Genomic DNA, 13861 nt, shown 5'->3' on the forward strand with positions numbered 1-13861 from the left:
TAATTTTTTTATTTATAGGTTCTGAAGGAATTACTTTGCGGGCACGGATTGCAAATCCGCGCTATCGTTGCGGAGATAAATCTGCGCGATCAGGGATTAAACTGAATCTAAAAGGAATGAGCCCGATACAATATCGAGCTCATTATTATAAAACTTAATTATTAATTTGTCTAAACTTTTGGGTACAGTCTATGAGGTCTCTTTTTTTGTTTTTTAGTGTTTAATAGCGGGATGCTCGTTATTTCCAATTGTTAGTTTTTCTTTCTATGTAAATCTATAAATGAATTTTCTTTTGAAGAGTCACTATATCTGTCAAATACAATTTTTAAAATCCATCCGCTCCAAGCCAGTGGTGCGAAAAAAAGAATAACGTTGTTTAATGTACTGCTTTTAAAGCTTGTCCAATCTTTTTTTGTCATTATAAAAACTGGTTCATCCTTATAAATTATAAATCCTAAAACTGTAATTATTATTGAAAAAGCAAGTAGGTACAATGATTTATTCTTCCATTTTTTTACAGCTTTTATTTCTGCTTCAGATAAACCTGATTTACTGCTAGAAGTTGTTGTTGTTCCATTATTATTGTTAACTATTGCTTGTTCAGTATTGTTTGATATTGTACCATAGTTAGTTACGTTGCCGTGATAGTTATTTGTATTATTTATTATCGGCTTTTGAATTTCATTTTCTGACATATTTATTTTGATGTTTTCTTGTTGGTTATCAATTAAAAATTTCTTGAATCTGATTGTTTTCTCAATTTTTTCCTCAATATTTCCATTTAGGGTGTTTTCTTTATAAACTTTAATTTGGGTTAATTCTTGATCGTTTTCTAATTTTTCCCATGGAACAAAATATTCGCCATCAATACTTACTGATACTTTAAAATAAGTTGATTTCCAATTATTATTCCAAGTAAAAGTTTCAGAATAATTTGATTTAATTGTTATTACACCAACATGAGGGATGTTTAATATAAAATCAACAATCTCTCTTTGTAAATTGGAATTAGAATTATTTTTGGATTGATATAATTCAATGGTTTGATTCTCTCGATCAAATTTTATCATAAGTATTTGACCTCCTTTTTCTATGATTATTCCATTATTCCAAAATAAGTATTCCTTATTATCTTCACTCTTTACATTATTGCCATATTTTGTAAAAACTTTTAGCATTACTAAACTCATTAAGTAATGATCTGCTCTAACTTTTATATTACAAAATTCGAAAGTATTTTTTTTGAAAATTGTTACATAGGGATTTTGCTCTTTTAAATATTGAGGAATGAAATATGTATTTTTTTCTTCATCAATCTCAAAACATAAATCGAAGTATTTTAGTAAGTTAATTATCTCTTCAACACTTAGTTGCAATGAGTTTCCATTTATTGCATTTTGAATTTCAATTTTAGTTAGACGATCTTTTTTGTCTTGTCCAAGTACCTTTTCGTATAATAATTTAAGTAAAACTTGAGGTCTTACAAAAACTTTATTGGCTATAATATCAGGAAAGTATAAAAGCATTCCCATATTGTGAAAAATTTTTACTGCTGATATAGTATTTTCAATATGGGGTCTATTATTTATTTCTTCAATCGTAACAAAATCTTTACCTAATTTTTCAATTCTTCTCCAAAATACTTCAAAAAATTCAGGGTAATTAGAATTTGAAATAATTTTTCTTGATAGTTCGATAAAACTGTCTTTAAAGTTTTCTGTTTTTTTTAATTCAATTAAACAGAAATCTAAAAATGAAATATTTAACGATTTATAATTTTCAGCATATTTGATTTGATTTTGAGGAGTTGCACTGTATTTAGGATTGTTTAGGTCTATTTTGTTTTCGATAACTAAAACTTCTTGTGGTTTATCAATTTTAGTTAATTGTTCAATCGTACGTAACCAATAATTTAAATCAAAATTTTGGTTCTTTAATTCTTCAAATATTCTCTCTTGATTTTTACCCCATAAAACAATATTTAGTGCATTTGGACTAAAAAATAATTTGTGTGTTGCATGAAAATACTCTTGTCCTCCGAAATCCCAAATATGAAAGTTGATATCGTTTAAAGTAATTTTTTTATAAACTACACCATGGGTTAACTCATTTAAAATGGGAGCTTTGTTTGTTTCAAGATATTCTAATAAATTCGACTTTCCTATATTAGGATTTCCTAATAATAAAACTTTTACATTTTTAAAAGGAACTGATTTTTTTGAGTTTTCAGAATAAAATTTAACTGCTTTCCAATCTGCATTCAAAACTTCTGAAGGAAAATCGATTTCAATTTTCTTGTTTCCAGTTAACATGACATTTTCTAAACTATCTATTTTTAAGAGTGTTGTAATGTCAGAAATTTGATTATTTTCTAAATTTATGTCTACCAGATTTTTTAAGTTGATAAGAGATGATATATCAGTTAAGTAATTTTCTCCTAAATTTAAAGTTTCTAATTTTATTAAATTCCTTAAAGCAGTTATATCATTTAAATTATTTTGCCATAAAATTAATGTAGATAGTTCCTTGAGGTCGCTTAAAATAGAGATGTCAGTTATCAGGTTGTATGAGACATCTAAAAAAGATATTTTTTTTAGATTTTTAAGAATTGTAATGTCTGAAATTTTATTTTTCCATATTATTAAACTTTTAAGATTGACTAAAGTTTTTAATGGAGATAGATCAGAAATATTATTATTATTCAAATCTAATTTTTCTAATAACTCTAATTTTTTTATAGCAGAGATATCAGAGATTGTATTATATGCTAAATTAAGCTCTGTTAGTGATGTAAAGTTTTTTAAAAATGAGATATCATTAATTTGATTTCCAATTAAGTTTAATCCAATTACTTCCCTTTTAATGTTTATAATGTATGTATTTCTATTTTCATAATTAATTATGTTTTCTTTCGTACTGAATTCACTTATGGTAATATTTAAAATAGATTCAAGAGAAGATATATGGTATGGTTTTTCCATTTTATATTTTTTTTATAAAAATAAAATAATTAGGATTAAATAAAATACTTTTTTAATTATGATTTTTGAATTGAAAACTTAATAAAAAAGACTGTAAAATATTTTACAGTCTTTTTTACAATGGAGAAAAATTCTTTTAATATTACCCCAAGAAATCCTTCAACTCCTCATAACTCCCAATTTTTACACTAACTTTCTCCTCATTAATAACGCTCTCAATTTGAGCAGGAATAGGAAGCGTAATTCCTAAAGCAGGTTCAACCACATCTAAGAATTTAATAGGATGCGCAGTTTCTAAGAAAATACCAATGGCGTTAGGGTGTTTTGCCAGTTCTTTTTTCAAACCTAAATAACCCACAGCACCGTGTGGTTCTGCGATATAACCGTTTGTGTTATAAATATTTTTTAGAGCAACAAGGGTTTCTTCATCGTTATAGCTATAAGAAGAGAAGTCTTTTTCGAACGCTTTTAAGTCATTGTCGTACAATTCCTGAATTCTAATAAAATTGCTTGGGTTTCCAACATCCATGGCGTTGGAGATCGTTGCTTTAGAAGGCTTCGGGTCGTATTTTCCGTTTTCTAAGAATCTTGGTACCGTATCGTTTACGTTGGTGGAGGCTACAAAATGTTCAATTGGCAAACCTAATCTTTTCGCCATGATTCCGGCACAGATATTTCCGAAGTTTCCACTTGGGCAAGAGAAAACCAATGGTTTGTTTTGGTTTTTCAATGCTTTATAAGCAAAGAAAAAATAGAACATCTGTGGCAACCAGCGGGCAATATTTATAGAATTCGCCGAAGTCAGGTTTTTGTGTGCTAAAGTGTTATCTAAAAACGCTTTTTTTACCATATCCTGGCAATCGTCAAAAACACCGTCAACTTCTAGGGCTTTAATATTTTGTCCTAAAGTCGTTAGTTGTTTTTCCTGAATGTCGCTTACCTTTCCAGACGGATATAAAATCACCACATCGACACCTTCAACGCCAAGAAATCCACTGGCAACCGCTCCGCCGGTATCTCCGGAAGTAGCCACAAGAACAGTGTTTTTAGCGTCTTTTTTGTCTTTGTTGAAATATCCCAGACAGCGTGACATAAATCGCGCTCCAACGTCTTTAAAAGCCATTGTTGGTCCGTGGAATAATTCTAAGGAGTAGATTCCGTCTTCGACTTTCACTACCGGGAAATCAAAAACCAAAGTATCAGCAATGATTTCTTTTAATTTGTCTGCCGGTATTTCATCGCCAACGAATTGTTTTATTGCTTCAAAAGCAATATGCTCGTGGCTTAAATTTTCGATTGTATCAAAAAACGAAGGGTCTAAAGGAGTGATGTTTTCCGGGAAATATAATCCTTTATCACTCGCGAGTCCTTGTATTACGGCTTCCTTAAACGAAACCTTTGGGGCGTTATGGTTTAAACTGTAGTATTTCATTAGTATGTTATTTGAACACGAATTTCACTGATTGTCACTAATTCTTTGCGTTTAAATTATTGCACAAACTAATTTGTGTAAATTCGTGAAATTTGTGTTATATAATTCTTACACCATCCGGGTTTATTTTTGAAACGTGAATTTCATACGGTAAATTCATTTTTTCGTAAACATCGCTCATGGCCTTGGCGATTTGGTTTGCGGTTTCTTCTCCACGGCTTAAAGCGAAGATAGAAGGACCGGAACCAGAAATTCCTGAACCAAGTGCACCGTTTTCAAGCGCTGTTTGTTTGATAAGATCAAATCCGGGAATCAAAACACTTCGTAAAGGTTCAACGATTTCGTCATGAAGAGATCTTCCTATCAAATCATAATCTTTGGTGTATAATCCGGCAATAAGTCCGCCTACATTTCCCCATTGCATAATGGCACTTTTCAGCGAAACGTTTTGTTTTAGTACCGAGCGCGCATCCGAAGTTTTCAATTCGATTTGAGGATGCACCACCGTAGCGAACAATTCTTCGGGGCTGTCAATTCGGATAATGTCTAAGGGAGCGTAACTTCTTACGAGCGTAAAACCGCCCAAAAGGGCAGGAGCGACATTGTCGGCATGAGCGTTTCCGCTGGCCAGTTTTTCGCCCTGCATGGCAAATTGGACCAAATCCTTGCGGGAATAAGGTCTCCCAAGCAATTCATTGATTCCAAAAACCGCTCCGGCAGAACTGGCAGCACTGCTTCCGATTCCACTTCCGGCTTTGATATGTTTATAAATTTCGATTTCGAATCCGCAATCTACGTCAAGTGTCTCCAACATGGCCAAAGCCGCAACTCCCGAAACGTTTTTCTCCGTTTCTAAAGGCAAATCGGCTCCCTCGATTTTGGTAATTCGAACTCCTTTTTGAGCTACTTTTCGAACAATCATTTCGTCGCCCGCATTGTCTAAGCAAAGTCCAAGTACGTCAAATCCGCATGAGAGATTTGCAATTGTAGCGGGACAGAATAATTTTATTTCCATTGTTTTATAAGGTTCTGAGTTGCTAAGGCTCTAAGGTTTTTTGCTTTGCAAATTTTTACCACATTTTTTTAAAGGTTCTGAGGTTCTGAGTTGCTAAGGTTCTAAGATGTATCTGGTAAAAAAAACTCAGAACCTTAGTACCTTAGCATCTTAGCGCCTTTATATATTCCCTATTCGGATAACGTCAGCAAAAATCCCTGATGCGGTTACGGCTGCTCCGGCTCCGGCGCCTTTGATCAATAACGGCTGATCTACGTAACGATCGGTGTAGAAAAGTACAATATTGTCTTTTCCTTCCAGATTGTAAAAAGGATGCTCTTTCGGGATGAATTGCAGACCAACACTTGCTTTTCCGTTTTCGAATTGTGCTACATATTTCAATCTGGAATCTTTGCTTACTGCTTCATCATAGATTTTTGCAAAATGAGGAGCATGTTGCGTTAAAGAAGCAAAGAAATCTTCGTTGTTAGTTGTGGCAAGACATTCGGCTGGCAGGAATGATTCGTTGGCGATCGCGTCAATATCCATTTCGTTACCACTTTCGCGGATCAGGATAAGGATCTTACGGGCTACGTCGATTCCGCTTAAGTCAATTTTCGGATCCGGTTCAGTAAAACCTTGTACTCCGGCTTCTTTTACCACATCATGAAAAGAATTGTCTTTGTCGAAATTATTGAAAATGAAGTTCAGACTTCCGGATAAAACCGCCTGAATTTTATGCACTTTATCACCTGAAGCAATTAAGTTTTTTACCGTATCGATAATTGGCAATCCCGCTCCAACATTGGTTTCAAATAAAAATGGAGCATTGTATTGACGGGATAAATTCTTTAATTTTTTATAATTGTCATAGGCAGACGAGCAGGCAATTTTGTTGCAGGTCACCACCGCAATACTCTGTTTTAAGAAATTTTCGTAGGTTTCAGACACGCTTGCATTTGCAGTGATATCAACAAAAATGCTGTTACGCAAGTTTAATTCTTTCGCACGAGCGATGAAAGCTTCTTTATTAGCATTTTCGCCTTTGTCCAAAGCCGATTGCCAATCTTTTAACGAAATTCCGTCCTCGTCAAAAAGCATTTTTCGGGAATTAGACAAAGCGATCACACGAACATTGATTTTAAGGTTGTCTTTTAGAAATTTCTTTTGATTGTGAATTTGCTCGATGAATTTTTCACCCACATTTCCAACGCCCATTACAAACAAATTGAGCTGTTTGGTGTTTTCTTCAAAGAAGTTTTCGTGTAAAGTATTCAATGCTTTCTTAATGTCTCTTTCATTGATTACAGTCGAAATATTACGTTCAGAAGCTCCTTGTGCAATGGCACGGATGTTGACGTTGTTTTTTCCTAATGTGCTAAACATTCTACCACTTAAACCCTGATGGTTCTTCATATTTTCGCCCACCAAAGCGATAATGCACAGGTCTTTTTCGACGATACAAGGATCGATTTTGTTTTGCGAAATTTCGACTTCAAAAGCTCTGTTGATGGCAGTCTCTGCATTTTCGGCATCCGAATTTAGAATTCCGATACAGATCGAATGCTCAGAAGAAGCCTGAGTAATAAAGATCACGTTGATTTTTTCTTGAGACAATACTTCAAACAAGCGTTTTGACGAACCCGAAACTCCAATCATTCCTGGGCCTTCAAGGGTTACTAATGAAATATTATCGATATGACTGATTCCTTTTACAACTGTATCTTTTGAGGAAACCTGATCAGAAATTAGTGTTCCTTCGGCTTCCGGTTCAAACGTATTTTTGATTAAAATTGGAATGTTTTTTCTTAAAACTGGCTGTATGGTTGGTGGATACAGCACTTTGGCTCCAAAATGCGATAACTCCATTGCTTCCTGATAAGAAATTGTTGCAATAGGATGGGCTTGTTTGACAATTTTAGGATTGGCGGTAAACATTCCGTTAACGTCCGTCCAGATTTCCAATTGCTCTGCTTCAAGCGCTCCGGCAATAATGGCTGCAGTATAATCAGAGCCTCCACGGCCCAAAGTAGTAGCGATTCCGTCAAGAGTTAAAGCAATAAATCCCGGAAGAATATTGATTTTTGACTGATTTTCGGCAAAATATTCTCTGATCAGCTGGTTGGAAACTTCGAAATTTACAACTGCTTTTCCAAAATTATTATTGGTCTTAATCAATTCACGGCTGTCCTTGTAAAACGCATTTTTATCAATTTGCTGATACGCCTGCGCAATGATGTAAGACGAAAGCAATTCTCCAAAACTTAAAATAGTATCTGAAGTTCGGGGAGATAATTCGCCCAGTAAAAAACAGCCATCCAATAAAGTTTCTAAGTGATTGATGATTCTTTTTACATGGCTTAACAAACTGCTTTGTTCGCTAACCGGAATAAGTTCTTTTAAAGTGTAAAGGTGTTTTTTCTCGATTTCAGCGACAATTTCTCTAAAGCTTTCATCATTAGCGGCCGCTTTTGCAGCTGCCAATTGCAATAAATCAGTGACTTTGCTTAAAGCTGATACAACAACAACTAATTGATCCTGCTTAGATTTTTGATTTATAATTTCGAGAACTAGTTTTATATTTTGTGCATTGGCAACCGAAGTTCCGCCAAATTTTAATACTTTCATTTTTGATGTTTTTTTTCTTTTATGCAAATATTTTTATGTATCCAATAACTCTCTTCTTTGTAGAAAAAGTAATAGGTAACCTGGATGATATGTAAAATGTATACCCCTAAGGGGTAGTAGTAGTTGTAGAAATGGTTGTAGCAGCAATTGCAACTCCGGTTTGAGTTGTTATTGTAGAATGATATTTTGCGCTGTTACTTTTCATTTAGGTTTTTCAAAAGTACAGTTTTTTATAAAAGTTAAAAATCTTTCGGGCTTTTTTATGAATATTTTAAAAATTCAAATCTTACTAAATTAATATTGAGTTTTTGTCAGAATTGAGTCTGTTAAATTATTGGATTCGTATAATTATACGGGTTTATATTTGGGATGGATGGTGTTAATAGATTGATTTTTAATTCAGAATAATGCTGAAAAACGTCATTAGTCTATAAAACTACTAGGAATTGATTGCTTTTTGGATTTTCTTGTTAAAATCTGAAAGATACTTTTTGTTACGAAAAAAATAATCCTGATTTTGTATGATTACTATTGTGAAAAGAACAAAATCGGGGAATTTGTGAGAATCAAATTTTAATTATTAGGAATAAATGTTGCTTTTTAATATTGATTTGCTGAATTTTGAAGTCTTAAATTTAAAACAACATGAGAGAAATCCATTATATAAGCACGGAGACCTTAAGTTTAGAAGCTTTACAGGAAATTATTGTCAACCAGAAAACGCTTGAATTATCAGAAGAAGCAAAAGTAAACGTTCAGAAATGCCGTGATTACCTGGATAAAAAGATGGCTTCACATTCAGAACCTATTTACGGAATCAATACTGGTTTTGGATCACTTTGTAATGTGAAAATTTCAAATGAAAACTTATCTCAGCTTCAGGAAAATCTTGTAAAATCGCATGCTTGCGGAACCGGAGAAGAAGTTCCTGCCGAAATTGTGAAGCTGATGCTGTTGCTTAAGATTCAGTCTTTGAGCTACGGACATTCCGGAATTCAATTGCAAACGGTAGAGCGTTTGGTAGATTTTTATAATAATGATATTCTTCCTGTAATCTATACTCAGGGTTCGTTGGGAGCTTCGGGAGATTTGGCACCTTTGGCGCATTTATCTTTACCTTTATTAGGTGAAGGAGAGGTTTTATTTGAAGGAAAGAAAACGGCTTCTGCTGAAGTTTTAAAACATTTTGGCTGGGAACCTATCATTTTACAATCAAAAGAAGGTTTGGCTTTGCTAAATGGAACTCAGTTTATGAGTGCTTATGGAGCGCACATCTTATTAAAAGCATATAAATATTCGTATTTAGCAGATTTAATCGGAACCATTTCATTAGAAGGTTTTGATGGAAGAATTGAGCCTTTTAACGAATTGATTCATTTTATTCGCCCTCACAAAGGACAAATTGTAACAGCGCAACGCATTACTGAATTTTTAGACGGAAGTGAGATCATTGCTCAGGAGAAAAAACATGTACAGGATCCGTATTCTTTCCGTTGTATGCCACAAGTTCATGGTGCTTCAAAAGATGCCATTGATTATGTTAGAAAAGTATTTAAAACCGAAATTAATTCGGTTACAGATAACCCAAATATATTTATCGAATCCGATATGATCATTTCAGGAGGAAATTTCCACGGACAGCCTTTGGCGTTAGCGTTGGATTTCATGGCAATCGCTTTGGCTGAGTTAGGAAGTATTTCTGAAAGAAGAACCTATCAGTTGATTTCTGGATTACGTAATCTTCCGGCATTTTTGGTTGATAATCCGGGATTGAATTCAGGATTTATGATTCCGCAATACACTGCTGCAAGTATCGCAAGTCAAAATAAGCAATTAGCAACTCCGTCAAGTATTGATAGTATCGTTTCAAGCAACGGACAGGAAGATCACGTGAGTATGGGAGCCAACGGAGCTACAAAAGCATTACGTGTTATGGACAATCTGGAACGTATTTTGGCGATCGAATTGATGAATGCTTCACAGGCGATTGCTTACAGAGCGCCTTTAAAATCAAGTGATTTCGTCGAAATGTTCTTGAATAGCTACAGAGAAGTGGTGCCTTTGGTTAAAGAAGACAGAATCCTGCATTACGATATTGAAAAAACAGTTGAATTCCTTGACAGTTTTCAAATTGAAAACGATTTGTTAACAATGGCTTAACATGACAAAATAATATTGAAGTAATTTTGCACTATCAAAAATATAAAAATGTCAATAAACAGTATTTTCCAATTTTTAGTGCCGAAAGACAAGAAATTCTTTCCACTTTTTGAAGAAGCTTCAAGCAATCTAATTGAGTTAGCTTCTAATTTACACGAAGCTGTAAACCTTCCATTGAAAGAAAGAGAAGTTCTTTTTCAAAAAATTGATGAGTTAGAGCAAAAAGGAGAAGACATTACGCGTCAAACCAATCTTGAATTGAGTAGAAATTTTATTACTCCATTTGACAGAGAGGATATTCATACATTGATTACTTCAATTGATAACGTTGCCGATTACCTTCATGGTGCAGCAAGCAGAATGAAATTGTACCAGGTAGATAAGATTACAAAGTCGATCAGAAAAATGACCGAAATCAACCTTGAGGCTTGTCAGAACATAGACAGTGCTGTAAAAGAGTTGAGTAACTTAAAAAACATGAACATTATTAAAGAAGCTTGTGCTAGAATTAATAAGCTGGAAAACAAGTCGGATAATGTTTATAACAAAGCAGTTTTTGAAATTTTTGAAAACGAAACAGACGCTAAAAATATAATTAAATATAAAGAAGTGTTATCTGTTTTAGAATCAGCAACAGACAAATGTAAGAGTGTTGCGAACATACTGGAATCTATTTCTGTAAAACATTCTTAATTCAATTTATTTCATTCTGAAGTTATAATTTTATGACGCTACTTATAATTATTATAGTATTAGCTTTAATTTTTGATTACATCAATGGTTTTCATGATGCGGCAAATGCTATAGCGACTGTTGTTGCGACAAAGGTTCTGACGCCTTTTCAGGCCGTTCTTTGGGCAGCATTTTTTAACTTTCTGGCCTATTGGGTTTTTGGATTTGGTGTTGCGGATACTGTTGCTAAAACAGCGCATACCATGGAGATTAACCTGGTTGTAATTCTTGCCGGTGTTATTGCGGCTATTTGCTGGAACTTATTGACCTGGTGGTTGGGAATTCCTTCGAGTTCTTCACATACTTTGATCGGTGGTTTTGCCGGAGCGGCGATTGCTCATGCGATTGCAGTACACGGATTCTCAGGATATGTTGGTGAAGATGGAACAAATCATTACTGGTACGAAATCGTAAGCTGGTATAAGGCAGGTAAAGATGGTGGAATGCCTTCGGGAGTTCTTATTATTATTGCTTTTATTGTTTTAGCACCTTTATTAGGGGCTTTGGCGTCCTACTTAATTTCGATTTGGTTGTTGAATGCCTCTCGTAAAAGTATTGGGCCAAAGATATTTACAGTGGCTTTAATGATTGCGACAATCTGGATGGTGAGCAGTTTAATGGTTCCTTATTCAGAGATTGTTGAGCATGGAAAACCACGTTTTGAATCTCATTTTTGGAGTGTAGCTTTTGATCCGCATAATATTAAATGGTTTTTAGTTGCTTTTATCATCTTAACGGTAAGTTTGTTTTGTTTGATATTTAGTAGTTTGAATCTTCATCAGGCAGATGCTGCTTTGAAAAAAATGCAATTATTATCTTCTGCGGCTTTTAGTTTAGGTCACGGAGGAAATGATTCTCAAAAAGTAATGGGTATTATCGCAGCTGCAGTAGCAGTTTATATTAATACTAATCCGGGTGTACATATGGATTCCTGGTTAGATGTTGTTTTGCCAAACGATGATTTAGGTGTAAAAGGAGTAATGCCAGGATGGATTCCTTTGGCTTGTTATTCTGCAATTGCAGCGGGAACTTTGAGTGGTGGTTGGAAAATTGTGAAAACAATGGGTTCTAAAATCACAAAAGTAAGTTCTTTTGAAGGAGTTGCAGCTGAAACTGCAGGAGCTTTGACGCTTTATTTTACAGAACACTTAAAAATTCCGGTAAGTACAACACATACAATTACAGGTTCTATTATTGGAGTTGGATTGACAAAGCGTGTTTCTGCTGTTCGTTGGGGAGTTACCGTAAGCTTAATCTGGGCCTGGATACTAACTATTCCTATTTCGGCTATATTGGCTGGTTTGGTTTACTTTGTATTGAGTGTATTTATTTAGTAAAATGATTATTGTAAAATGTGAGAGGTAAATCACATTTTGTCGAAATATTTTAAAGCCGATTTCAATTTGAAATCGGCTTTTTTGTTTGTTATGCATGATCGTTTTGAATTATAATGTATTTATATTTACTTAAAAATAAAGAAAGAAATACAGATTGAAAACAGACCTATTGAATCAGATAGAAAGAATAAGAAAGAAGCTGATCATCGCGAAAAATGCAGACAAAGTTTTAAAGGTTTTTGGAGCGTCAAGTCATAAATATAAGATTGGAAAAACAGTTAGTGAAGATCAGATAATCAGTTTTGAAACTGAGTATAATTTGGAGCTTCCGGAGGGTTATAAAGCCTTTTTATTGCATATTGGTAATGGCGGAAAATCCGATCAGGATGCTGCTGCTGGTCCGAGTTATGGGATTTTCCCTTTTGGTGAAAATCTAGAGGAATTTATTTATAGTAACGCTGAAAATTGTTTAAAACAGGATTGTAGAATTTATCCAAAAATGAGTGATGAATTCTGGAAGGAATTGACGAAAAATATTGACGAGAATGACGATATTTCTCATGAAGATTTCGATGTGGAACTCGGTAAAATGTTTGCCGGAATATTGCCAATTGCGAGTCAGGGTTGTTCTTATTATTACGGACTTGTTTTAAATGGGGAATTTAAAGGACGAGTGGTTAATATTGATATCGACAGGCAGAAACCCTTTTTTACTTTTGAATCTAATTTTTTAGATTGGTACGAGCGTTGGCTTGATGGAATTATTCCTGAAAACACAATGGTAAATGACCCTGATTTGTTCCGATATACATTAGGCGGATTGTCAGGCTATATTTTAGAGGTGTATTTTTCTACGGAGGATCATGAAACCAAAATGGAATGTCTTAATGGGATCTTGAAAAAAGAGGCATTAGATTTTGAAATTCTTAGTGTTGTAGAGGAGCAATATAGAGTAAATTCTGGAGAGGTTCAGAAAACAATGCTTCAGGTACTCACGAAGTTTGATTATGAAAGGGCAAAGCCTTATTTATTCGATTTTTCTAAACAGAGTCTGCTGACTGTGTTTCAGTTTGTATTTTGGTATGCAAAAGGCAAAAGTGTAGACTGGTTAGAGGTTATAAAAGCAAATGCTGATACGATTAAAGATGATGAAACCTTTAGATTTTGTACTTATTTGTTAAAAGAAACGAAGTTGGATTATGGAGATATTATCATTCCGTTTACGTCTAGTAAAAGTGAAAAAATAAGAGTTAGTGCTTATTACGGACTTGGACAAATGAGTGATAAAAAGAAATATATCAGTGTTTTTATAGAAGGGCTTCATGATGATTCAAACCGGGTTATTCATGCGACTTTGCAGGCATTGGATGGAGTAGAGGATAGAAGGCTTTTAAAACACTATAAAATGATTGCTGAAAAATTCCCAAAAGAAAAAGATTATATTTTGGCAAATCTCAATCATAGATTAAAAGCTTATGGTTTGACTAATAAAACTATTAAAACGGTTACTATAGATTTTGAAATCGATAACCAGGGCAAGGAATGGTATCAATTTTGGAAATAAAAAAAAGCTAGTTTCAATAAAGAAACTAGCTTT

8 protein-coding genes are annotated in these 13861 nt (G+C 33.9%); 4 read left to right on the top strand and 4 right to left on the bottom strand.

Going from position 1 to position 13861, the window contains the following annotated elements:
* Nucleotides 1–251: 251 nt before the first annotated feature.
* The 4 genes from AC3IS6_RS14005 to thrA form a co-directional block, all read right to left on the bottom strand.
* Nucleotides 252–2981 carry a leucine-rich repeat domain-containing protein gene (locus AC3IS6_RS14005; RefSeq protein WP_489160205.1) on the bottom strand — a complete coding sequence of 910 codons (2730 nt, stop codon included), beginning with the start codon at nt 2979–2981 and terminating at the stop codon, nt 252–254.
* Between the two features lie 142 nt (nt 2982–3123).
* Nucleotides 3124–4413 (bottom strand): threonine synthase, encoded by a 1290-nt coding sequence (thrC, locus tag AC3IS6_RS14010; protein ID WP_489160207.1) that lies wholly within the window; start codon nt 4411–4413, stop codon nt 3124–3126.
* A 97-nt stretch (nt 4414–4510) separates the two neighbouring features.
* A complete protein-coding gene (locus tag AC3IS6_RS14015) occupies nt 4511–5428 on the bottom strand; it encodes a homoserine kinase (RefSeq protein WP_489160208.1) in 918 nt (305 codons plus the stop codon).
* A gap of 159 nt (nt 5429–5587) precedes the next feature.
* The gene (thrA, locus tag AC3IS6_RS14020) at nt 5588–8035 is read right to left on the bottom strand and encodes a bifunctional aspartate kinase/homoserine dehydrogenase I (protein ID WP_489160210.1); all 2448 of its coding nucleotides are present in this window, start codon (nt 8033–8035) and stop codon (nt 5588–5590) included.
* Between the two features lie 645 nt (nt 8036–8680).
* Between thrA and hutH the strand changes: the two genes are divergently transcribed.
* The 4 genes from hutH to AC3IS6_RS14040 all read left to right on the top strand — a co-directional run bounded on the left by hutH (nt 8681) and on the right by AC3IS6_RS14040 (nt 13828).
* Nucleotides 8681–10195 (top strand): histidine ammonia-lyase, encoded by a 1515-nt coding sequence (gene hutH / locus AC3IS6_RS14025; protein ID WP_489160212.1) that lies wholly within the window; start codon nt 8681–8683, stop codon nt 10193–10195.
* Between the two features lie 48 nt (nt 10196–10243).
* Complete coding sequence (locus AC3IS6_RS14030; protein WP_017496503.1) at nt 10244–10888, top strand: DUF47 domain-containing protein; 645 nt, start codon at nt 10244–10246, stop codon at nt 10886–10888.
* Between the two features lie 32 nt (nt 10889–10920).
* Entirely contained in the window at nt 10921–12261 is a 1341-nt protein-coding gene (locus AC3IS6_RS14035; protein WP_489160214.1) for an inorganic phosphate transporter, read from the top strand.
* A gap of 172 nt (nt 12262–12433) precedes the next feature.
* Nucleotides 12434–13828 carry an SMI1/KNR4 family protein gene (locus AC3IS6_RS14040; protein ID WP_489160216.1) on the top strand — a complete coding sequence of 465 codons (1395 nt, stop codon included), beginning with the start codon at nt 12434–12436 and terminating at the stop codon, nt 13826–13828.
* Nucleotides 13829–13861 lie beyond the last annotated feature (33 nt).

The sequence above is a fragment of the Flavobacterium sp. KH_035 genome, from assembly GCF_057839565.1.

Excerpts from the sequence above, each read along its gene's own strand:
- AC3IS6_RS14005 (WP_489160205.1), bottom strand. The coding sequence starts at position 2,981 with ATGGAAAAACCATACCATATATCTTCTCTTGAATCTATTTTAAATATT.
- thrC (WP_489160207.1), bottom strand. The coding sequence starts at position 4,413 with ATGAAATACTACAGTTTAAACCATAACGCCCCAAAGGTTTCGTTTAAG.
- AC3IS6_RS14015 (WP_489160208.1), bottom strand. The coding sequence starts at position 5,428 with ATGGAAATAAAATTATTCTGTCCCGCTACAATTGCAAATCTCTCATGC.
- thrA (WP_489160210.1), bottom strand. The coding sequence starts at position 8,035 with ATGAAAGTATTAAAATTTGGCGGAACTTCGGTTGCCAATGCACAAAAT.
- hutH (WP_489160212.1), top strand. The coding sequence starts at position 8,681 with ATGAGAGAAATCCATTATATAAGCACGGAGACCTTAAGTTTAGAAGCT.
- AC3IS6_RS14030 (WP_017496503.1), top strand. The coding sequence starts at position 10,244 with ATGTCAATAAACAGTATTTTCCAATTTTTAGTGCCGAAAGACAAGAAA.
- AC3IS6_RS14035 (WP_489160214.1), top strand. The coding sequence starts at position 10,921 with ATGACGCTACTTATAATTATTATAGTATTAGCTTTAATTTTTGATTAC.